Raw genomic sequence first — 20,905 nt, 5'->3', positions numbered from 1 at the left:
GTCAAAATAATCATTATCGCCAGTGGTTGCCAGCAGACTTACCAGGTCACACCAAAGCCTGCGGTGTAACGGGTCTTGTCCAGGTCGCTGTCGCGGGTGCCACTGATGACATCCTTCTCGGCCTTGAGGTTGAGCGAAGCCCATTCGGTGACCTTGTAGCGCAGGCCGACTTCGGCATCCAGGGCATAGTTGGCCACGCCGTCCAGCGGTTTACCGACTTCACCGTTGGTGAAGAATTCGACCCGCTTGCCGATCAGATAGCGGTTGTAGTCCCACTTCATGGCCAGGGAATAGAAGTTGTCCTTGCCACCATCGGCATATTCATAGTCGGTACGGTTGACCAGTGAGCCCAGGGAGAAGGCGCCCAGCTCATCATCCCAGAACTGGTAACCGGGGCCGGTACCTACAGTGCGCTGGCGGGCCAGGTCTTCGATATGATCGCGCTTATACTCGAGACGCCCTTGCCAGAACCATTTTTCGGTGAGGAAGCGGTCCAGCGCGTATTCGGCGCTCCAGTTGTTGGTGGTGGTGACGTCGTCCTTGCTCTCGCGGTTGTATTCGCCTTCTGCCTGGTGGCGCCAGCGGCCATGGCGGGCGGTGGTCTTGAAGTCGATGTCATAGTCATCGCTGTCGGACTCGGCGCGCTTGTAGTCCATGGCCAGGTCGACATTGCCCTTCCACGACAGGTCTTCGATCACCGGTTTGGGCTTCATGATCTGCTGGATGCTGGCCAGCTCGACAGTCTTGGGAGCCTCGCCATTGGCCAAGGTGACCTTGCCATCTTCGGCAGCACTCAGCGATTTGGCTTTCTCGCCGGTGTAGGCGTCCTGCTTGACCAGCAATTCCTGGTCGCTTTCCAGCGTCTTGACCTCTTTCCAATCCAGCGCGATCGAGCCAGCGTACTGAGTCTTGAGCAACAACTTGCCACCATCAAAAACGGTGATTTTGCCGCTGAGCCGGTCACCATTTTTCATCCACACCGTATCGGCAACGGCAGTAGAACAGGCAAAAACGGCGACAAGGCTCAACAAGACTCTAGAAAACATAAGCAAGGACGGACTCTGGTTTGCAAAAAAGTCGGGCATTATCCAGATACCCGCCCGTAGAGCAAGGACTGACCCACCCCATGCCAATGAGTTCAATTCCTGTTTGTCCGGTAAACGCCCCCGTTTCAGCGCTAACGCCTGCGAGGCTGCGATGAAGCCGACGCCTGGTGATCCGACAGAAAACGCCCAAGCCCGACGAATGGCACTCTATCTGGTGCTTGGCCAAGTGCCAGCGGGCAAGGTCGTCAGCTACGGCCAGCTTGCCGAACTGGCCGGGCTGGGACGCGCAGCGCGCTGGGTCGGACGTACCCTCAGTCAGTTGCCGGCCGACACCCAATTGCCCTGGCACCGGGTCCTGGGCGCCGGTGGACGTTTGAGCCTGGCACTGGGCACGCCCTCAGGCGACGAACAGCGTGCACGCCTGCGCGCAGAAGGTGTCACCCTGCACAATAATCGTGTGGATATGTTGCGCCATGGCTGGCGCCCGATGGAGCACAGCGGTTAGAGTGCGCGCTTTGTTTTCGTAAACTTGAGGCAGATGTTGGCCCATGCCCCGTAAAACCTGGCGCGCTGCGCTCGCTGCCTATGCCAGCCCGTCTACCTTGGTGCTGTTGCTGCTTGGCTTTGCCACCGGCTTGCCCTACATGCTGGTGTTTTCGACCCTGTCGGTGTGGTTGCGTGAGGCCGGGGTGGCCCGCGAAACCATCGGTTATGCCAGCCTGATCGGCCTGGCCTATGCCTTTAAATGGGTCTGGTCGCCACTGCTCGACCAATGGCGCCTGCCGTTGCTCGGCAAGCTCGGTCGACGCCGCTCCTGGCTGGTGCTGTCGCAGGTTCTGGTGGTAGTGGGACTCGTCGGCATGGGCTTTTGCGATCCGCAAAAACACCTGTCCTGGCTGATTGCCCTGGCCGTGCTGGTCGCCTTCGCCTCGGCCACCCAGGATATCGCCGTCGACGCCTACCGCCTGGAAATCGCTGACGATCAGCGCCAGGCCGCACTTGCCGCCAGCTACATGGCCGGTTATCGGGTCGCCGCACTGCTGGCCACCGCCGGCGCGCTGTTCTTTGCCGAAGGCTTCGGCTCTACCGGCTTCAGTTACCTGCATAGCGCCTGGACCGGCACCTACGTGCTGTTCGGCGTGCTGATGCTGCCTGCGGTGATCACCACCCTGATGATGCGCGAGCCGCCGGTCCCGCTGCGCACGCAGTTGTCGGCTGCCCGTTATGGCCTGGTCCATCAGCTGGTCTCGGTGTTCGTGCTGATCATTCTGCTGGTGTCGGTACCGGCGACCTTCACCCAGCTGTACAACACCGATTTCGCCAGCGTGCTGTTCGACGGCACAAGCCTGCTCGACCTGCTGCTCGAAGACCGCGCCTTCCTGCGCGCGATCCTTTACATCATCCTGACGGCTCTGTGCCTGTCGTCCATGGGCCGCCGCGGCCTGGCGCCGGTGCTGACGCCGGTCAACGACTTCATCCTGCGCTACCGTTGGCAGGCCCTGTTGCTGCTTGGGCTGATCGCCACCTACCGGATGTCCGATACGGTCATGGGCGTGATGGCCAACGTGTTCTATATCGACCAGGGATTCACCAAGGATCAGATCGCCAGTGTCAGCAAGATCTTCGGCCTGATCATGACCCTCGTCGGCGCCGGCATGGGCGGTTTGCTGATCGTACGCTTCGGCATTTTGCCGATTCTGTTCATCGGCGGCGCGGCCTCGGCGGCCACCAATATCCTGTTCCTGATGCTGGCGGACATGGGCCCGAACCTGCAGATGCTGGTGGTGACCATTTCCCTCGACAACTTCAGCTCGGGCCTGGCCACCTCGGCATTCGTCGCCTACCTGTCGAGCCTGACCAACCTGAAGTTCTCCGCCACCCAATACGCGCTGCTGAGCTCGATCATGCTGCTCCTGCCGCGCCTGATCGGCGGCTACTCCGGGGTCATGGTGGAGAAGTTCGGCTATCACGACTTCTTCCTGATCACTGCCCTGCTCGGCGTGCCGACCCTGATCCTGATTGCCCTGCACTGGCACCAGGAAGCCGGCAAGGGCAAACAGATACCGGACGACAACCCGATCGCCGAGCAGCAGCGCCCCTGAGCCTTTCTGAGGCGACTGCCGGTGTTATTCCGGCATCGCTTCGGCTTGCTCGGCGCAAGACCCCAGAACGATCCTCAACGGCCATAGCGCCAGGATACCCGCCAGCCCCGCCGCCAAGGCGAAACTCAACAGGCTGGCACCGGCACCGAGCATCGCCAGCAAAGCGCCGCCCAGCCCCAGCAGGGCGATGGTAATCATCCCCAGCATGGCCGAAACCAGCCCCTTGCTCTGCTCGCTGGAGAACAGCGTCATGCGGTACAGCACGGCGTTGGCAATGCCCAGGCCCAGAGCGTAGACCGACAGCCCCGCCACCAGGCTGGGTACGCCGGGCACCAGCCAGGTGGCCAGCATCATGCCCAGCAGTCCCGCCAGGAAAGGCCAGAGCGCTCGCCGCACCAGGCTCTTGAGCGGGTAACGATCGGCTATGCGGTTGATGATCAGATTACCCAGGATCAGGCCACCGAACACCGGCAATTGCCACAGGGCATAGTCCAGGGTACTCAAGCCCTCATCGTGAATCAGCAGCACCGGCGACAGCCCGATCCAGCCGATCAATGGCAGGCCCACCAGGCCGAGTGCCGCACTTCCCGCCACAAACTGGCGGTTGCCGAGCAATTGCACATAGCCGGCCAACAATGATTTGAGGTGGATCGGCTGAAACGCCAGGCGCGAACCATCGCGACGCTCGACGCCCAGCGTCTCCGGCATGAAGCGGTACAACGCCAGCCACGACAGCACTGCGCAAGCGCCGAAGATCACGAACAGCCAGCGCCACGACACCCACTCCAGCAACAAAGTGCCAACCAGCGGCCCGAGCAGTGGCGAAAGCAGTGCGATATTGGCCAGTAGCGCCATCATGCGCACCGCGTCGGCTTCGCTGAAGGCCTCGTTCAATGCCGGGTAGCTGACTGTCACCACAAAGCCCAGGCCGATGCCCTGCAACAGCCGCAACAGGTTGAACAGTTCGATGCCCCGAACCCAGAAAGCCGCCAGGCAGGTCACACAGAAAATCGCACAGCCCACCAGCAACAGCGGCCTGCGGCCATAGCGATCAGCCAGCGGACCGATCAGCCATTGCAGCAGCACACCGCCAAGCAGGTACAAGTTGAGGGCGTGGGGAATGTACGCAGGACTGGCATCGAGATCGGCGACCACTACGGGCATGGCAGGCATCACCACATCGCTGGCGAGGTAGGTCAGCAGCTCGAAAAGCGCCAGGGTCATGGCGAAGCAGAAGGCTCGCAATGGTGTGATGTTGATCAGGGGGGTAAGCATGATAAGGCCGGGCAAACAGAAGTAAGCCAGCCTATATGCCAGAAACACCGGGGCGCAGGTAGCGCGAAGACGTGAACAAGTGTAATGCCGTAGGAGCGGATTCATCCGCGATGGGTCGCAACGCGGCCCCAACAGATGGGCCTGCTGCGCAGGCCATCGCGGCGGTCCGGCGTCCCGGTGAATCCGCTCCTACAAAGGGTTACTGCACCGCCGCTTCCTGCACTACGCGGATCACCCGCTGCGGAAACGGAATATCGATACCCTCTTCCTTCAGACGATCGCGCGCATGCTCGTTGAGCATGAACAGCACATCCCAGTAGTCAGCCGTGTTCACCCAGATCCGCAAAGACAGCGTGATCGAGCTGTCACCCAACAGCGAGACCACGGCCTGTGGCGCCGGGTCCTGGTGAACGCGCGGATCTTTGGCCAGCTCCAGCAACACCTGACGGGCCTTCTGCAGATCGGCCTCGTAATTGACGCCGACATCGAACACCACTTTGCGGGTCGGCTGACGGTTGGTGTTGGTAATGATGCCGTTGGACAGGCTGCCGTTGGGCAGTATCACTGTCTTGTTGTCACCGGTACGCAGCACCGTGTGGAAGATCTGGATGCTGTCCACAGTACCCGCTACACCCTGGGCTTCGATCCAGTCACCCAGGCGGAACGGACGAAACAGCAGGATCAGCACACCACCGGCGAAGTTCGCCAGGCTGCCTTGCAGGGCCAGACCGATGGCCAGGCCGGCAGCACCGATGGCGGCGACAAACGAGGTGGTCTCGATACCGATCATCGAGGCAACACTGACCACCAGCAGAATCTTCAGAATGATGTTCGCCAGGCTGCTGATAAAGCCTTGCAGCGCCAGGTCGGCATTACGCAAGGCAAGCAACTTGCCCAGACGGTAGGTCACTTTGTTGATCACCCACCAGCCAATGGCCAGGGTCAGCAGCGCCAGCAACAGGCGGCTGCCGTATTCCATGATCAAGGGGATCCAGCTTTGCGACGTTTTAACCAGCTGATCGACTTCAGCACTCAAATCCATAATGTTCTCCTGATGCCGAAGCAAAAACTGTAAAGATCACGCCGCAATCGTTTCAGCGGCCATAGAAACCTCGGACGCCAAAACGGCGCCAAGGTTCCCGAAATGCTTCGATCAGTCGCGGAAGTTGTTGAACTGCAGCGGCATGCCGAACTCTTTGCCACGCAGTGCGGCAATGGCTTCCTGCAGGTCGTCACGCTTCTTGCCGGTGACGCGTACCTGCTCGCCCTGGATGGCGGCCTGGACCTTGAGCTTGGCATCTTTGATGTGAGCGACGATCTTCTTCGCCAGCTCCTTGTCGATGCCTTCCTTGAGGGTGGCGTCCTGCTTCATCACTTTGCCCGAAGCGTAGGCGTCCTTCACTTCCAGGCACTGCACGTCGATCTTGCGCTTGACCAGGGCCAGCTTGAGGATCTCGATCATCGCTTCGAGCTGGAATTCGGCTTCGGCAGTCAGGGTGACGGTCAGGTCCTTTTCCTTGAACTCGAAGCTGCCCTTGCCCTTGAGGTCATAGCGACGGTCCAGATCCTTGACCGCGTTTTCCACGGCGTTGGTGACTTCGTGCTTGTCCAGTTCCGATACCACGTCGAACGACGGCATACCTTCTCTCCATAAAATAAACGCACGCTCGCGGCTCTGGTGAAAGAGCGCGATGGAGCGCGCAGGGTTTGACGGTTAAAATACCGGCTCATTATAACGGTTGCGAAACGCTGATGAGCAGCACCTGGCATATTCTCGGCGCCGGCAGTCTGGGCAGCCTCTGGGCTTGCCGTCTGGCCCGTGCGGGCAAAGCGGTCCGGCTGATCCTGCGCGATGCAGAGCGCCTCAAAGCCTATGAAGCGGTGGGCGGCCTGACCCTGATCGAAAAAGACCAGGCCCAACTGCACGCAATTCCGGCGCAAACCGCACATGACACCACGCCCATTCATCGCCTGCTGGTCGCCTGCAAGGCCTATGATGCCGAGCACGCCGTGGCGCAACTGGCGCCACGCCTGGCCCACGGCGCCGAACTGATCCTGCTGCAGAACGGCTTGGGTAGCCAGGACGCGGTCGCCAATCAGGTCCCTCACGCCCGCTGCATCTTCGCCTCCAGCACCGAAGGCGCGTTTCGCCAGGCCGACTGGCAGGTCAATTTCGCCGGACACGGCTTCAACTGGCTGGGTGACCAGGCCAACCCGCTGGCCCCGGAGTGGCTCGATGACCTGAGCGATGCCGGTATCCCCCATGAGTGGACGCCTGACATCCTCACCCGGCTGTGGCGCAAGCTGGCGCTCAACTGCGCAATCAACCCGCTGACCGTGCTGCACGACTGCCGTAACGGCGGCCTCGCGGAGCACCACTGTGAAGTGGCCACGCTCTGCGCCGAACTCACCGAGCTGCTGCAATGCTGCGGCCAGCCCGAAGCTGCCAATGGCTTGAGCGAAGAAGTTGAACGGGTGATCAAGGCCACCGCCGCCAACTACTCTTCCATGTACCAGGATGTTCGTCAGGGCCGACGCACCGAAATCCACTACCTGCTTGGCCACGCCTGCCGCGTCGCCAGCCGCCACAGCCTTGAGCTGCCGCACCTGGAACGACTCTACCGGCGTCTGCTCGAACACCTGAGTGCACGCGGATTGCCCTGCGACTGAACGCAGCGTTACCCTGCCCTTTCACCCACAGACCGGGATCCCGCTTTCACATGACGCTGCGCGAACGCCTGGAAAACCTGCCGGTCGGCCAGAAATTGCTGGCCGCCCTGCTGGTGCTGTTGATCACCATTTTGTTGGTGGCCAACCTGACTTTCATCAGCGCCGCTTACTGGATCTCCCAGGAGAGCATGGCGCCGCAGGCATTGCAGACCATTGGTCGACTGGTGGCCAATCCACAGCTTGCCTCACAGGCAGCCGACTCACCCGAGACCGCCAAGGCCCTGCTCAAAGAGCTCGACAGCTACACCCCGTTGCGGGCGGCCGCGGTGTACGGCGGCGATGGCAAACTGCTCGCGCAGTTGCAGCATGGTGAGCAACTGCCCTTGCCTACCCGTTACCGCCATATCGAGAACTGGCGCCTGACCGAGTTTCGCAGTACCCAGTTGACCAAACTGCCCCGCCCGGGCAGCCCGCCCGGCTACCTGTTGATGGTGGCCAGCAGTGAACTGCCGATGGCCTTCTACACCGGTATTCTCACCGCCAGTCTGGGCATCCTGGTGTTCAGTATCCTGTTATGGATGATCATCGCCCGGCAGATCAAGCGCCTGATTACCCAGCCGATCAACCAGCTCGAACAACTGTCACGCCAGGTTACCCGCGAGGAAAACTACTCCCTGCGCGCCCAACGCGGCAACGACGATGAAATCGGCAGCCTGGCCGAAGCCTTCAATACCATGCTCACGCGCATCGAAGCGCGTGAACAGCAGCTCAAGCGCGCCCGTGACGAGTTTCAGGATGCCTATGACCAGGCTCAGGGCCTGGCCGAGGAAACCCGCCATACCAACCGCAAGCTCGAACTGGAAGTCCAGGTTCGTAGCAAGATCGAGAAGAAGCTCACCGGCTTTCAGAACTACCTCAACAGCATCATCGACTCCATGCCCTCGGCATTGATCGCCCTCGACGAACAACTCTACGTGACCCAGTGGAACCAGGAAGCCAGCGCCCTGTCCGGCACGCCGCTCGACGAAGCACTGAACCAGCCGATCTTCCTCGCCTTTGAGCCGCTCAAGCCGTTCCTGCCGCAGCTCAAGGAGAGTGTCGAGAAACACCGGGTGGCGAAGATCGAGCGGGTGACCTGGACCAAAGACGACGATGCCCGGCATTACGCCCTGACGTTCTATCCATTGATGGGCGGCGGCGGACGCGGCGTGGTTATCCGTATCGACGACATCACCCAGCGCCTGTCCCTGGAAGAAATGATGGTGCAGTCGGAGAAGATGCTCTCGGTAGGCGGCCTGGCCGCTGGTATGGCCCATGAAATCAACAACCCGCTGGGAGCGATCCTGCACAACGTGCAGAACATTCGCCGGCGCCTGTCACCGGACCTGGCGAAGAACCAGGAGCAGGCCAGCGAACTTGGCATCGACCTGCCCATCGTCAACCGCTACCTGGAAAGCCGCGAAGTTCCGCAACTGCTGGACGGCATCCAGCAGGCCGGGGCCCGCGCCGCCAAGATCGTCACCCATATGCTCAGTTTCAGCCGGCGCAGCAACCGCCAGCTGGCCCCCTGCGACTTGCCGGCACTGATCGACCAGGCGGTGGAGATTGCCGGCAACGACTTCGACCTGACCATCGGCTTCGACTTCAAAGGTCAGGCCATCATCCGTCAGTTCGATCCCAACCTGGGACCGGTGCCATGCACCGCGAACGAACTCGAGCAAGTGCTGCTCAACCTGCTGAAAAACGCCGCCCAGGCCATCCACCTGCGTGAAGACGACAGCGAGCCGGGGCGCATCATCCTGCGCACCCGGCTCAATCCGCCTTGGGCAGAGATTCAGGTGGAAGACAACGGTGTCGGTATGCCGGAAGCGGTGCGTAAACGCACCTTCGAGCCGTTCTTCACCACCAAGGAAATCGGCCAGGGCACGGGCCTGGGCCTGTCGGTGTCGTACTTCATCATCACCAACAACCACAAGGGCCAGATGGAGGTGCAATCGGCACCGGGGCAAGGCACCTGCTTTACCTTGCGCCTGCCACTGGCCAACAGCTCGCCGACCGCGGTCGAGCCCCACAAAATGGAGTCATGAACATGGGCTTTCGCTTGTCGAAGATCTACACCCGTACCGGCGACAAAGGCGAAACCGGCCTGGGTGACGGCCGTCGGGTGCCCAAGGATCATCCGCGGATCGAGGCCATAGGTGAGGTCGATAGCCTTAACAGCCAGTTGGGGCTGCTGCTGGCCGGGTTGGCCGAGCACAAGCTGGAAGAAGTGATCGAGGTTCTGGCGCCTTGCCAGCACCGCTTGTTCGATCTCGGTGGCGAGCTGGCGATGCCCAGTTATCAGGCGCTGAACGGCGCCGAAGTGGAGCGTTTGGAAGCGGCTATCGACCGCTGGAACGAGGAGCTGGGGCCGCTGGAAAACTTCATCCTGCCCAGTGGCTCGGCTCTGATTGCTCAAGCCCATGTGTGCCGCAGCCTGGCGCGTAGTGCCGAACGGCGCTGCCAGCAGTTGAACAGTGTCGAGCCGTTGGCTGGAGTTGGCCTGGCGTACATCAACCGTTTGTCTGATCTGCTGTTTGTGGCGGCGCGCTTGATTGGCCGGCGCCAGGGAGTAGCTGAAGTGCTTTGGCAGGCAGCGGCGAAACCGTAAGGGCCATCGCGGGGCAAGCCCGCTCCCACTGCTTGGAACTGTGGGAGCGGGCTTGCCCCGCGATGGGTTCAGACCTCAGGCCAGAATGCGCGAATCCCCGCCACACCCTGAGCGCCATGCTGCCAGGCCTTCTCGCGCTCGGCAGCACCCACACCACCCAGCAGATACACCGGCTTGCTGAAGCCTTCGATCAACTGCTGTGCCTGCTCCCAGCCAAGCGGCTGCGCCTCAGGATGGGTCTGGGTCGCCTGCACCGGCGACAAGGTGACGAAATCCACCCCCATCTGTTCGGCCAGCGCCAGCTCGTCAGCGTTATGGCACGACGCCGCCAACCAGCGCTCCGCCGGAAACGGCCGGCCTTTGCTGGCGTACTTGCGCAATTGTTCCGAGGTCAGGTGCCAGCCCGCAGAGGGGAAATCACCCAGCCACTCCAGCGGCCCCTTGAGCATCAACTGTGCCTTGCCAGCGCACAGGCCTGCAGCGTCCACCGCCACGTCACGGTACTTGGGGTCGTACATGTTCGGGGCGCGCAGTTGCACCAGCTTGATCCCGCCGGCAATGGCCTTCTGGATTCCGCGCAACATCTGCGGGACTTCCAGGCCTTCCGGGGTAATCAGGTATTCACCCGGCAAGCGTGCCGCGGCGACGATCGGCCGATTGGCCTCGGGGAAGTCATACTGCGGCAGTTCACGCGCCGTCACCCAGGCCAGCGGCTGGCCTTCGGCGCCATGCGGCTCACCGGTAAAACCGCTGACTTCCCAGACATCCAGCAACACCTGCTTGTCCGGATAGTCGTGGTGGATCTTGATCAACGGCCGCGCGGCAGTGACGACAATGCCCAGCTCTTCGTTCAACTCGCGGGCCAAGGCGATATCAACCGCCTCGCCATCCTCGACCTTGCCGCCCGGAAACTCCCACAGACCACCTTGATGCTGGGTATCGGCGCGACGGGCAATCAGGATTCGGCCATCCGCACCGCGAATGACCGCTGCGGCTACATGTATGCGTTTCACCCTTCACGCTCCGCCAGGCCAGCTTTTTGCCAGGCCTGAAAGGCCGGCCACTGGTAGATGGTCTCGATATAGGCTGCCGCTTGCGCAGGCACTTCCACCCGGTAGGTACGCAGGCGTACCGCGACAGGGGCGAAGAAAGCATCCGCCAGGCTCGGCGTGCCGAACAGGAACGGACCGGCTTCTTTGGCGGCCAGACGGCATTCGGACCATAGCGCGACGATGCGGTCGATATCGACCTGCACGTCCAGCGGCATGTTCTCCAGCGCTTCATCACGAGACAGGTCGAACGGCATATTGCCGCGCAAGGCGAAGAAACCGCTGTGCATCTGCGCGCAGGCAGAGCGTGCCTGGGCACGGGCGGCAACGTCGGTTGGCCACAGGTTGGCTTGTGGATGACGCTCGGCCAGGTATTCGGCGATGGCCAGGGAGTCGGCGATGATGCCGTGCTCGCACTTGAGCAATGGCACTTTGGCCGTCGGGGAGTGCTCCAGCAGCCGTGCACGGGTGTCGGGCTGGTTGAGCTTGATCAGGGTTTCTTCATAGGTAGCGCCTGCCAGCTCAAGGGCCAGGGCGGCGCGCAGCGACCAGGAGGAGTACAGCTTGTCGCCGATGATCAGGTGGTAACTCATGGTTCGGCTCCATCAGGGGACTATCGCGGGGCAAGCCCGCTCCCACCGGAGAGGCTGCTGTCAAGACAGTTGCTCCCACCTGTGGGAGCGGGCTTGCCCCGCGATAAGGTCAGGTACGGTATTCGGCGTTGATCTTCACGTACTCGTGGGACAGGTCGGTGGTCCAGATGGTTTCGCTGCACTGGCCACGGCCCAGCTCGATACGGATGGTGATTTCCTCTTCGGCCATCACCGCCGCGCCCTGCGCCTCAGTGTAGGTGGCACTGCGGCCGCCTTTACTGGCGATGCAGACATCACCCAGGTAAACGTCGATCAGGCTGACGTCCAGCTCAGGCACGCCGGCACGGCCAACAGCCGCCAGGATGCGGCCCCAGTTCGGGTCGGAAGCGAACAGCGCGGTCTTGATCAATGGCGAGTGAGCCACGGCGTAACCGACGTCCAGGCATTCCTGGTGGTTGCCGCCACCATTGACTTCAACGGTAACGAATTTGGTCGCGCCTTCACCGTCACGAACGATGGCCTGAGCCACTTCCATGCACACCTCGAACACCGCTTTTTTCAGTGCTTCGAACAGTGGACCGCTGGCCTCGGTAACTTCCGCGACATCCGCTTTGCCGGTGGCGATCAGCATGCAGCAATCGTTGGTCGAGGTATCGCCATCGATGGTGATGCGGTTGAACGACTTGTTGGCGCCATCGAGCATCAGGTCCTTGAGGACTGCTGGTGCAACCTTGGCGTCGGTGGCGATGTAACCGAGCATGGTCGCCATGTTCGGCCGGATCATCCCGGCGCCCTTGCTGATACCGGTGACGGTGATGGTCACGCCGTCATGCTGGAACTGACGGCTGGCGCCTTTTGGCAGGGTGTCGGTGGTCATGATGCCGGTAGCGGCGGCAGCCCAGTTGTTTTCCGACAGATCGTCCAGCGCAGCCTGCAGTGCACCTTCGATCTTCTCGACGGGCAGCGGCTCGCCGATGACACCGGTGGAGAATGGCAGTACGGCACTGGCATCGACGCCGGTCAGCTCGGCCAGCCTGGCGCAGGTGCGCTCAGCGGCAGCCAGGCCCGGAGCGCCGGTACCGGCGTTGGCATTGCCGGTGTTGGTCAGCAGGTAGCGCACAGTGCCCTGTACGCGCTGTTTGGCAAGGATCACCGGTGCTGCGCAAAAGGCATTGAGGGTGAACACTCCGGCGACGCTGGAGCCTTCGGCGCAGCGCATGACGACCACGTCCTTGCGCCCCGGGCGCTTGATACCCGCAGAGGCGATGCCGAGTTCAAAACCTGGAACCGGGTGCAACGTTGGCAAAGGACCAAGACCAACAGCCATGTAAGCGCTCCTAGAAAAAATACACCGTGTCGAATAGGCCGGTGCTTGAGATGGAACAACGCCGCGACGGTGGAAACCAGTCGCGGCGCGGTGTTCAGATTTCAGCGGGGTGCATCAACGGTTTGATCAGTCGATCTTGCCGTGGCACTGCTTGAACTTCTTGCCCGAACCGCACCAGCATGGCTCGTTGCGGCCCAGCTTCTGCTCGTTGCGTACCGGCGCGGTGGCGACGGCAACGTCAGCGCCCTCTTCCTGTGCCTGAACGGCTTCCAGACCGGGGGCCTCGGCATGTTGGAACTGCATGCGAGCAGCCAGTTCCTCTGCCTCGCGGCGCAGGCGAGCTTCTTCTTCGGCAGGATCTTCGCGGCGAACCTGTACGTGCGAGAGCACACGGATGGTGTCGCGTTTGATCGAGTCGAGCAGTTCCTGGAACAGGCTGAACGACTCGCGCTTGTACTCCTGCTTCGGGTTTTTCTGGGCGTAGCCACGCAGGTGAATACCGTGACGCAGGTGGTCCATGGTCGACAGGTGGTCTTTCCACAGGTCGTCCAGTACACGCAGCAGAATCTGCTTCTCAAAGGTACGCAGGGCTTCGGCGCTGGCCTGCTCTTCCTTCTCGTTGTAGGCCGCCATCAGCTCGGTCATGAGCTTCTCGCGCAGGGTTTCTTCGTACAGGTGATCGTCTTCGTCGAGCCACTGCTGGATTGGCAGTTTCACGCCGAAATCGCTGGCCAGTGCCGCTTCCAGGCCTGCCACGTCCCACTGCTCAGGCAGCGATTGCGGCGGGATGTGCTGGGCTACGGTGGCGTCGAGCACTTCCTCACGGAAGTCGGCGATGGTGTCGCCAATGTTGTCGGCTGCCAGCAGGCTGTTACGCATGTGGTAGATGACTTTACGCTGTTCGTTGGCCACGTCGTCGAATTCGAGCAGCTGTTTGCGGATGTCGAAGTTGCGACCTTCGACCTTGCGCTGGGCTTTCTCGATGGCGTTGGTGACCATGCGGTGCTCGATGGCCTCGCCGGACTGCATGCCCAGCGCCTTCATGAAGTTCTTCACCCGATCGGAGGCGAAGATGCGCATCAGGCTGTCTTCCAGCGACAGGTAGAAACGGCTGGAACCCGGGTCACCCTGACGACCGGCACGGCCGCGCAGCTGGTTGTCGATACGGCGGGATTCATGGCGCTCGGAGGCGATCACATGCAGGCCACCGGACTCGATCACCTGCTGGTGACGCTTCTGCCAGTCGGCCTTGATCTGGGCGATCTGCTCGGGGGTCGGGTTTTCCATGGAAGCCACTTCGACTTCCCAGTTACCGCCAAGCAGGATATCGGTACCGCGACCAGCCATGTTGGTAGCAATGGTCAGCGCACCCGGACGACCGGCCTGAGCAATGATTTCGGCTTCTTTCTCGTGGTACTTGGCGTTCAGAACCTTGTGATCGATGCCTTCCTTCTGCAGCAGGTTGGACATGTGCTCGGAGGTTTCGATGGTCGCCGTACCCACCAGGACGGGGCGGCCCTGGGTCATGCTTTCCTTGATGTCGGCGATGATCGCCTGGTACTTCTCTTCGGCAGTCAAGTACACCAGGTCGTTGAAGTCCTTACGGGCCAACGGCTTGTTCGGCGGGATCACCATCACGTTGAGCCCGTAGATCGACTGGAACTCGAACGCTTCGGTGTCAGCGGTACCGGTCATGCCGGACAGCTTGTTGTACAGGCGGAAGTAGTTCTGGAAGGTGGTCGATGCCAGGGTCTGGCTTTCGGCCTGGATATTCAGGTTTTCCTTCGCTTCGATGGCCTGGTGCAGGCCTTCGGACAGACGGCGGCCCGGCATGGTACGGCCGGTGTGCTCGTCGATCAGCAGGATCTGACCATCCTGGACGATGTACTCGACGTTGCGATGGAACAGTTTGTGCGCGCGCAGGCCAGCATAGACGTGGGTCAGCAGGCCCAGGTTATGCGCCGAATAGAGGCTCTCGCCCTCGGCCAGCAAGCCGACCTGGGCAAGCATCTCTTCGATGAACTGGTGACCGGCTTCGTTGAGCTCGACCTGGCGGCTCTTCTCGTCGATCTTGAAGTGACCTTCCTGGGTGACTTCGCCTTCGACTTCCTCGATGTGCTGCTTGAGGCGCGGGATCAGCTTGTTGATCTCGATGTACAGCTTGGAGCTGTCTTCGGCCTGGCCGGAGATGATCAGCGGGGTCCGCGCTTCGTCGATCAGGATGGAGTCGACTTCGTCGATCACGGCGAAATTCAGCTCGCGCTGGAATTTCTCGTCCATGCTGAACGCCATGTTGTCGCGCAGGTAGTCGAAACCGAATTCGTTGTTGGTGCCGTAGGTGATGTCGGCAGCATAGGCAGCGCGCTTTTCTTCCGGCGGCTGGAACGGCGTGACGACGCCGACGCTCAGACCGAGGAACTCGTACAGCGGACGCATCCAGTTGGCGTCACGGCGGGCCAGGTAGTCGTTGACCGTGACCACGTGCACGCCCTTGCCGGACAGTGCATTGAGGTACACGCCCAGGGTTGCGACCAAGGTCTTGCCTTCACCGGTGCGCATTTCTGCGATAGTGCCTTCGTGCAAGGCCATGCCGCCGATCAGCTGGACATCGAAGTGGCGCATGCCCATGACCCGCTTGCCGGCCTCACGCGCGACGGCGAAGGCCTCCGGCAGCAGCTGGTCGAGGGTCTCGCCTTTGGCCAGGCGCTCTTTGAACTCTGCGGTCTTGGCACGCAGCTGTTCGTCCGAGAGGGCCACCATCTTCTCTTCGAAGGCATTGACGGACTGCACCGCCTTGAGCAGGCGTTTTACCTCACGCTCGTTCTTGCTTCCAAAAAGTTTTTTTAACAAAGGCGCAAACATATCGACAGGATCTTCCACACATAGGGATGGAGGGCGGCCCCGTGAGTCGCCCGTGCAGCCCTTATGGCCGCATGCGAACGAGCATTCTACCCGGAAACGACGGTGAGGAAAGTGGCGGATGTCCACGATGCTGGCACAGCGCTTAAACGGGGCTTTTTTACAATAAGGGCTTTTTTCACAACTTCAACCCATTGGCAACATGAAGTTTTTCCAAAGACACCCGGACAAGGCGCGCGTCGGGGGATCTGCTAAGATGCCGCTACTGTAACTTCAGGTGTCCCCTCATGGCTTTTCGCCCCTTGCCAGCCCGCGCGCCCGCTGTACTGTTGCGCGAAGCCCGGCCGCTCAAAGCCCTGTTCAGCCAGGCCCAGCGCCTGGCACAACTGCAAAAACTGCTCGACAGCCAGCTGCAGCCAGCTGCACGTGAACATTGCCATATTGCCTCCTGGCGCGAAGGTACCCTGCTGCTGATCGTCACCGATGGCCACTGGGCGACCCGCCTGCGCTACCAGCAAAAGCGCCTGCAACGCCAGCTGCAGACCCTGGAAGCCTTTGCCAGCCTGACCCGGATACTCTTCAAGGTGCAACCCCCCACCACCCAGAGCCGGGCGGCCCCGCATACTGCCGATCTGTCCACGCGTGCCGCCGAGAGCATTCAGGCGACCGCCGACGGCATCAGCGATCCGAAACTGCGTGCGGCGCTGGAGCGCCTGGCCAGCCATGCACGGGACAAGGAAACCCCTGAGAGCTAGATTGTAGGAGCGGATTCATCCGCGATGGGGCGCAACGCGGCCCCAAAAATGGGGCTGCTACGCAGCCCATCGCGGCGGTCCGGCGTCCCGGTAAATCCGCTCCTACACGCATAAAAAAGGCCACCCGAAGGTGGCCTTAATCACTAGAGAGAGTGTTCGAACTTACACTGCCGCAACTGGACGCATGTAAGAGATCGGTGCCGTACTGGCATCTTCGAAAGTCACCACTTCCCAGGCATCTTTTTCCTCGATCAGCTTGCGCAGCAGCTGGTTGTTCAGCGCGTGTCCGGACTTGTAGCCCTTGAACTCGCCGATCAGGCTGTTGCCCAGCAGGTAGAGGTCGCCGATGGCGTCGAGGATCTTGTGCTTGACGAATTCGTCTTCGTAACGAAGGCCGTCTTCATTGAGCACGCCGTCCTTGTCGACCACGATGGCGTTTTCCACGCTGCCGCCGAGCGCGAGGTTGTGCTTGCGCAGGTACTCGATATCGCTCATGAACCCGAAGGTCCGGGCGCGGCTGACTTCCTTCACGAACGAGGTGCTGGAAAAGTCCACGCTGGCACTTTGGGTCCGGTTACGGAACACCGGGTGATCGAAATCGATCTCGAAACTCACCTTGAATCCGTCGAACGGCAGGAAAGTGGCGCGCTTGTCGCCGTCTTCCACTGTCACTTCGCGCAGGATGCGGATGAATTTCTTGGCTGCGTCCTGTTCTTCCAGGCCGGCAGATTGAATCAGGAATACGAAGGGTCCTGCGCTACCGTCCATGATCGGCACTTCGGACGCGGAGAGCTCGACGTAGGCGTTATCGATGCCCAGGCCAGCCATGGCCGAGAGCAAGTGCTCAACCGTGTCTACCTTGGTATCGCCATTGACCAGTGTCGTCGACATGGTGGTCTCGCCGACATTTGCCGCGCGGGCGGGAATTTCCACCACGGGGTCGAGGTCGGCACGGCGAAATACGATGCCGGTATCCACAGGTGCAGGTTTGAGGGTCAGGTAAACCTTTTCCCCGGAGTGCAGGCCGACACCTGTGGCACGGATAATATTCTTCAGGGTGCGTTGTTTAATCATGGCATTGGCCGCTTCAGCGCAAATTGCGAACTGGTATCAACAAAGGCTGAGGATAATACCAGACCCGGCCTTTGCTGAACACCAATCACCCTTATACCCCTGATAAATTTCATCAATCGGCCTGACGACGCAGGAAAGCCGGGATGTCCAGGTAGTCCAGATCGTCTTGCGGATTGAGCTTGGCAGCAGCGGCTGCACCGGCATGCGCCTGATTGCGCATTACGGTCGGACGCTCCAGATCACGGTAGTTCACCGACGACTGTTCGTTGCGCACAGGGGCCGGAGCCGGCGTCTGCTGCTGCATCGAAGCGCTCTGCAGGGTGTTGTCGATGACCTTGACCGGCTTCTCGATCTTCGCGCCCAGGCCCGTGGCAACTACGGTCACGTGCAGCTCGTCACGCATGTCCGGATCGATAACGGTACCGACCTTGACCATGGCGTGATCGGAAGCGAAGGCTTCGATGATGCTACCAACGTCCGAGTACTCACCCAGCGACAGGTCAGGACCTGCGGTGATGTTGACCAGGATGCCGCGAGCGCCCTGCAGGTTGACGTCTTCGAGCAGCGGGTTGCGGATTGCTGCTTCAGTCGCTTCACGCGCACGGTTCGGACCGCTGGCGCAGCCAGTGCCCATCATCGCCATGCCCATTTCGCTCATCACGGTCCGTACGTCGGCAAAGTCGACGTTGATCATGCCTGGACGCTTGATGATGTCGGAAATACCGCGAACGGCACCGGCCAGAACGTCGTCAGCCTTGGCGAAGGCGGACAGCAGGCTGGCGTCTTTACCGAGGATGGTCAGCAGTTTTTCGTTCGGGATGGTGATCAGCGAGTCGACGCTGTCTGCCAGTGCACGGATGCCTTCATCGGCGATCTGCATGCGCTTGCGGCCTTCGAACGGGAACGGACGGGTCACCACCGCAACGGTGAGGATACCCAGCTCCTTGGCCACTTCGGCGATGATCGGCGCAGCACCGGTACCGGTACCGCCGCCCATGCCGGTGGTGATGAACACCATGTTGGTGCCCTGCAGTACTTCGGCGATGCGCTCACGGTCTTCCAGCGCGGCCTGACGGCCGACTTCCGGATTGGCACCGGCACCCAGTCCCTTGGTGACACCAGTACCCAGTTGCAGAATGGTACGCGCGCCGATGTTTTTCAGCGCTTGAGCATCAGTGTTGGCGCAGATGAACTCAACGCCCTCGATGTTGCTCTTGACCATGTGATTGACGGCGTTGCCACCGCCGCCACCGACGCCGATCACTTTGATGACCGGACTTTGCGGGACGTTGTCTACGAGCTCGAACATTTTCCCTCTCCTTACAGTTCTCTAGTTTTTGCGCCTACTACTACTGCTTTGAAACTTTTAAAAGTTGCCTTTGACCCAGCGTGTGAAACGCTCGAACGCCGGTGCTTTGGGTTCATCGCCATAGTTGTTGCTGCTGGTACCGGTGAGGCTGACGCCGTCGGACTGTTTTTGCAGACCGTAGGTCAGCAAGCCCACACCGGTGGAATAAATCGGGTTGCGCACCACGTCGCTCAGGCCCCGAACGCTATGCGGCACGCCCAGGCGTACCGGCATGTGGAAAATCTCTTCGGCCAGCTCTACCGCACCTTCCATCTTCGCGGTGCCGCCGGTCAGGACGATGCCTGCTGGCACCAGGTCCTCGTAGCCGCTGCGGCGCAGCTCGGCCTGGATCAGGGTGAACAGCTCGTCGTAACGCGGCTCGACCACTTCGGCCAGGGCCTGGCGCGACAGCTCGCGCGGCGGACGATCACCGACGCTCGGCACCTTGATGGTTTCGCCGGCACCGGCCAGCTTGGCCAGGGCGCAGGCGTAACGGATCTTGATCTCTTCGGCGTACTGGGTCGGGGTGCGCAGGGCCATGGCGATGTCGTTGGTCACCTGATCGCCGGCAATCGGGATCACCGCGGTGTGACGAATCGCGCCTTCGGTGAAGATGGCGATGTCAGTGGTACCGCCACCGATGTCCACCAGGCACACGCCCAGCTCTTTCTCGTCATCGGTCAGCACCGAGTAGGCCGAAGCCAGTTGCTCGAGGATGATGTCGTCGATTTCCAGGCCACAGCGGCGCACGCACTTCTCGATATTCTGTGCGGCATTGACGGCGCAGGTGACCACGTGGACCTTGGCTTCCAGACGCACACCGGACATGCCCAGCGGCTCGCGCACGCCTTCCTGGTTGTCGATCACGTAATCCTGCGGCAGGGTGTGCAGGACCCGCTGGTCAGCCGGAATGGCAACTGCTTGAGCGGCGTCGAGGACGCGCTCGAGGTCAGCCGCACTGACTTCACGGTCGCGGATCGCGACGATGCCGTGGGAGTTCAGGCTGCGGATGTGATTGCCGGCGACGCCAACGAACGCCGAGTGGATCCGGCAGCCGGCCATCAGCTGGGCTTCTTCCACCGCACGCTGGATCGACTGCACGGTCGATTCGATATTGACCACCACGCCCTTCTTCAACCCGCGCGAAGGATGGGTGCCGATACCGACGATTTCCAGGGTACCGTCGGCCGCGACTTCGCCTACCAGCGCTACTACCTTGGAGGTGCCGATATCGAGCCCGACGATCATTTTGCCGCTATGCGCATTTGCCATGGTCCTGCCTCTCTCTAATTCTTCGCAACGGCGGGTTGGGCCGTCGTCGGTGCAATCGGTTCCCGCCAGCCAACGGCCAGGCCATTGGCATAACGCAGATCGATGCGGGCGATGTTCGTGATCTGTTCTTTGAGTGTCTTGTCGTAAATGGCAATGAAACGGCGCATTTTTTCCACCAGATGGTCGCGCCCCAGCAGCAGTTCAACACCTGGCCCGGCGCTGCCGGCGCCAGTGGTCAGGAACCAGCTGCCGCGCTCGCGCACTTCCAGCCGGGCAATCGAAAAGCCCATTGGCCGCAACATCTGGCTCAGTACCTGATATTGCTGCATCACTTGTTGCTGCGCCCGCTGCGGCCCGAACAGCTGCGGCAGGTGCTCGTAGTTGGCCAGTTCGCGCGGGGTGAAGGCCTGGCCCTGGTTATTGAGCAAGGCCTCTTCGCCCCAACGCGCCACCGGCAACTGTTCTTCCAGGCGGATCACCACTTCGTCCGGCCACACCCGGCGTACTTCGGCATGGGCGATCCAGGGCATCTGCTCAAGCTCGGCGCGCATGCTCGCCAGGTCAACGGTGAAGAAGCTGGCCGCCACATAAGGGGCGATCCGCTGCTGCACCGCTTGCTGGCTGATGTAGCTGAGGTCGCCCTGCACGGCGATCTTGGTGATCGGCCGGTCAGCGTACGGCATCAGCCGTTGCGCACCTTCATAGGCAGCGAAACCTGCGGCGACCAGCAGCACCGGCCAGAGCAGGCGCTTGAAAACGCTGAAATTGGCCTTGGGCAGGCGCGCCGACAGTGGCTCCTTGGCCACCATCCGGCTGGCACCACGCGGCACCGGCTTGTTGCGGCCGGTGGCGGGTTGCTGATGACGTAACATCGCGCCTTGCATG

At 61.3% G+C, this 20,905-nt stretch carries 18 protein-coding genes; 6 read left to right on the top strand and 12 right to left on the bottom strand.

Annotation, left to right across the window (positions count from 1 at the left end):
- Positions 1-38: 38 nt before the first annotated feature.
- On the bottom strand, positions 39-1,046 hold the full coding sequence (locus tag ACVI9W_RS17095; RefSeq protein ID WP_461530608.1) for a DUF481 domain-containing protein: 1,008 nt from the start codon (positions 1,044-1,046) through the stop codon (positions 39-41).
- Positions 1,047-1,197: 151 nt separating this feature from the next.
- Between ACVI9W_RS17095 and ACVI9W_RS17090 the strand changes: the two genes are divergently transcribed.
- Together ACVI9W_RS17090 and ACVI9W_RS17085 are read left to right on the top strand one after the other, a co-directional pair.
- The gene (locus ACVI9W_RS17090) at positions 1,198-1,551 is read left to right on the top strand and encodes an MGMT family protein (RefSeq protein WP_038607282.1); all 354 of its coding nucleotides are present in this window, start codon (positions 1,198-1,200) and stop codon (positions 1,549-1,551) included.
- A gap of 43 nt (positions 1,552-1,594) precedes the next feature.
- Positions 1,595-3,148, top strand: coding sequence for an AmpG family muropeptide MFS transporter (locus ACVI9W_RS17085; RefSeq protein ID WP_461530607.1), 1,554 nt, complete (start codon positions 1,595-1,597; stop codon positions 3,146-3,148).
- Positions 3,149-3,172: 24 nt separating this feature from the next.
- Here the strand turns inward: ACVI9W_RS17085 and ACVI9W_RS17080 are convergent, their stop codons facing one another.
- From ACVI9W_RS17080 to ACVI9W_RS17070, 3 genes are all read right to left on the bottom strand, one after another.
- Positions 3,173-4,423 carry an MFS transporter gene (locus ACVI9W_RS17080; RefSeq protein ID WP_461530606.1) on the bottom strand — a complete coding sequence of 417 codons (1,251 nt, stop codon included), beginning with the start codon at positions 4,421-4,423 and terminating at the stop codon, positions 3,173-3,175.
- Between the two features lie 199 nt (positions 4,424-4,622).
- Entirely contained in the window at positions 4,623-5,465 is an 843-nt protein-coding gene (locus tag ACVI9W_RS17075; RefSeq protein ID WP_157191248.1) for a mechanosensitive ion channel family protein, read from the bottom strand.
- Between the two features lie 111 nt (positions 5,466-5,576).
- Positions 5,577-6,062, bottom strand: coding sequence for a YajQ family cyclic di-GMP-binding protein (locus ACVI9W_RS17070; protein ID WP_157191247.1), 486 nt, complete (start codon positions 6,060-6,062; stop codon positions 5,577-5,579).
- A 113-nt stretch (positions 6,063-6,175) separates the two neighbouring features.
- On the opposite strand from ACVI9W_RS17070, the gene ACVI9W_RS17065 reads away from it, so the two are divergent.
- From ACVI9W_RS17065 to ACVI9W_RS17055, 3 genes are read left to right on the top strand one after another with little or no spacing between them, the layout of a single operon-like run.
- The gene (locus ACVI9W_RS17065) at positions 6,176-7,093 is read left to right on the top strand and encodes a putative 2-dehydropantoate 2-reductase (protein ID WP_461530605.1); all 918 of its coding nucleotides are present in this window, start codon (positions 6,176-6,178) and stop codon (positions 7,091-7,093) included.
- 50 nt (positions 7,094-7,143) lie between these two features.
- The gene (locus ACVI9W_RS17060; protein WP_461530604.1) at positions 7,144-9,180 is read left to right on the top strand and encodes a sensor histidine kinase; all 2,037 of its coding nucleotides are present in this window, start codon (positions 7,144-7,146) and stop codon (positions 9,178-9,180) included.
- Between the two features lie 2 nt (positions 9,181-9,182).
- Positions 9,183-9,743, top strand: coding sequence for a cob(I)yrinic acid a,c-diamide adenosyltransferase (locus ACVI9W_RS17055; RefSeq protein WP_461530603.1), 561 nt, complete (start codon positions 9,183-9,185; stop codon positions 9,741-9,743).
- A gap of 68 nt (positions 9,744-9,811) precedes the next feature.
- Here ACVI9W_RS17055 and ACVI9W_RS17050 read toward each other — a convergent pair whose 3' ends face one another.
- From ACVI9W_RS17050 to secA, 4 genes are all read right to left on the bottom strand, one after another.
- Positions 9,812-10,756 carry a Nudix family hydrolase gene (locus ACVI9W_RS17050; RefSeq protein ID WP_461530602.1) on the bottom strand — a complete coding sequence of 315 codons (945 nt, stop codon included), beginning with the start codon at positions 10,754-10,756 and terminating at the stop codon, positions 9,812-9,814.
- Positions 10,753-11,385: a glutathione S-transferase gene (locus ACVI9W_RS17045; RefSeq protein ID WP_461530601.1), complete on the bottom strand. Its 633-nt coding sequence runs from the start codon at positions 11,383-11,385 to the stop codon at positions 10,753-10,755. Before ACVI9W_RS17045 ends, ACVI9W_RS17050 begins: the two co-directional genes overlap by 4 nt.
- A 109-nt stretch (positions 11,386-11,494) precedes the next feature.
- Entirely contained in the window at positions 11,495-12,712 is a 1,218-nt protein-coding gene (gene argJ / locus ACVI9W_RS17040; protein ID WP_191831035.1) for a bifunctional glutamate N-acetyltransferase/amino-acid acetyltransferase ArgJ, read from the bottom strand.
- Between the two features lie 126 nt (positions 12,713-12,838).
- Positions 12,839-15,574: a preprotein translocase subunit SecA gene (secA, locus tag ACVI9W_RS17035; protein ID WP_461530600.1), complete on the bottom strand. Its 2,736-nt coding sequence runs from the start codon at positions 15,572-15,574 to the stop codon at positions 12,839-12,841.
- A 284-nt stretch (positions 15,575-15,858) separates the two neighbouring features.
- On the opposite strand from secA, the gene ACVI9W_RS17030 reads away from it, so the two are divergent.
- Positions 15,859-16,326 carry a DUF721 domain-containing protein gene (locus ACVI9W_RS17030; protein WP_461530599.1) on the top strand — a complete coding sequence of 156 codons (468 nt, stop codon included), beginning with the start codon at positions 15,859-15,861 and terminating at the stop codon, positions 16,324-16,326.
- Between the two features lie 162 nt (positions 16,327-16,488).
- On the opposite strand, the gene lpxC is transcribed toward ACVI9W_RS17030, so the two are convergent.
- The 4 genes from lpxC to ACVI9W_RS17010 all read right to left on the bottom strand — a co-directional run bounded on the left by lpxC (position 16,489) and on the right by ACVI9W_RS17010 (position 20,904).
- On the bottom strand, positions 16,489-17,400 hold the full coding sequence (gene lpxC / locus ACVI9W_RS17025; RefSeq protein WP_010220795.1) for a UDP-3-O-acyl-N-acetylglucosamine deacetylase: 912 nt from the start codon (positions 17,398-17,400) through the stop codon (positions 16,489-16,491).
- Between the two features lie 112 nt (positions 17,401-17,512).
- Positions 17,513-18,709, bottom strand: a complete 1,197-nt coding sequence (gene ftsZ / locus ACVI9W_RS17020) for a cell division protein FtsZ (protein WP_038607246.1) — start codon at positions 18,707-18,709, stop codon at positions 17,513-17,515.
- A gap of 57 nt (positions 18,710-18,766) precedes the next feature.
- A complete protein-coding gene (gene ftsA / locus ACVI9W_RS17015; RefSeq protein WP_038607245.1) occupies positions 18,767-20,020 on the bottom strand; it encodes a cell division protein FtsA in 1,254 nt (417 codons plus the stop codon).
- 14 nt (positions 20,021-20,034) lie between these two features.
- On the bottom strand, positions 20,035-20,904 hold the full coding sequence (locus ACVI9W_RS17010) for a cell division protein FtsQ/DivIB (RefSeq protein ID WP_038607243.1): 870 nt from the start codon (positions 20,902-20,904) through the stop codon (positions 20,035-20,037).
- Position 20,905: the final 1 nt, after the last annotated feature.

It is taken from the genome of Pseudomonas sp. 210_17 TE3656 (assembly GCF_054821965.1).
This window is presented reverse-complemented; position numbering and strand designations above follow the sequence as displayed.

What these genes read in the sequence shown, in the direction of transcription:
- ACVI9W_RS17095 (WP_461530608.1), bottom strand. Translation starts at nt 1,046, where the DNA reads ATGTTTTCTAGAGTCTTGTTGAGCCTTGTCGCCGTTTTTGCCTGTTCT.
- ACVI9W_RS17090 (WP_038607282.1), top strand. Translation starts at nt 1,198, where the DNA reads ATGAAGCCGACGCCTGGTGATCCGACAGAAAACGCCCAAGCCCGACGA.
- ACVI9W_RS17085 (WP_461530607.1), top strand. Translation starts at nt 1,595, where the DNA reads ATGCCCCGTAAAACCTGGCGCGCTGCGCTCGCTGCCTATGCCAGCCCG.
- ACVI9W_RS17080 (WP_461530606.1), bottom strand. Translation starts at nt 4,423, where the DNA reads ATGCTTACCCCCCTGATCAACATCACACCATTGCGAGCCTTCTGCTTC.
- ACVI9W_RS17075 (WP_157191248.1), bottom strand. Translation starts at nt 5,465, where the DNA reads ATGGATTTGAGTGCTGAAGTCGATCAGCTGGTTAAAACGTCGCAAAGC.
- ACVI9W_RS17070 (WP_157191247.1), bottom strand. Translation starts at nt 6,062, where the DNA reads ATGCCGTCGTTCGACGTGGTATCGGAACTGGACAAGCACGAAGTCACC.
- ACVI9W_RS17065 (WP_461530605.1), top strand. Translation starts at nt 6,176, where the DNA reads ATGAGCAGCACCTGGCATATTCTCGGCGCCGGCAGTCTGGGCAGCCTC.
- ACVI9W_RS17060 (WP_461530604.1), top strand. Translation starts at nt 7,144, where the DNA reads ATGACGCTGCGCGAACGCCTGGAAAACCTGCCGGTCGGCCAGAAATTG.
- ACVI9W_RS17055 (WP_461530603.1), top strand. Translation starts at nt 9,183, where the DNA reads ATGGGCTTTCGCTTGTCGAAGATCTACACCCGTACCGGCGACAAAGGC.
- ACVI9W_RS17045 (WP_461530601.1), bottom strand. Translation starts at nt 11,385, where the DNA reads ATGAGTTACCACCTGATCATCGGCGACAAGCTGTACTCCTCCTGGTCG.
- argJ (WP_191831035.1), bottom strand. Translation starts at nt 12,712, where the DNA reads ATGGCTGTTGGTCTTGGTCCTTTGCCAACGTTGCACCCGGTTCCAGGT.
- secA (WP_461530600.1), bottom strand. Translation starts at nt 15,574, where the DNA reads ATGTTTGCGCCTTTGTTAAAAAAACTTTTTGGAAGCAAGAACGAGCGT.
- ACVI9W_RS17030 (WP_461530599.1), top strand. Translation starts at nt 15,859, where the DNA reads ATGGCTTTTCGCCCCTTGCCAGCCCGCGCGCCCGCTGTACTGTTGCGC.
- lpxC (WP_010220795.1), bottom strand. Translation starts at nt 17,400, where the DNA reads ATGATTAAACAACGCACCCTGAAGAATATTATCCGTGCCACAGGTGTC.
- ftsZ (WP_038607246.1), bottom strand. Translation starts at nt 18,709, where the DNA reads ATGTTCGAGCTCGTAGACAACGTCCCGCAAAGTCCGGTCATCAAAGTG.
- ftsA (WP_038607245.1), bottom strand. Translation starts at nt 20,020, where the DNA reads ATGGCAAATGCGCATAGCGGCAAAATGATCGTCGGGCTCGATATCGGC.
- ACVI9W_RS17010 (WP_038607243.1), bottom strand. Translation starts at nt 20,904, where the DNA reads ATGCAAGGCGCGATGTTACGTCATCAGCAACCCGCCACCGGCCGCAAC.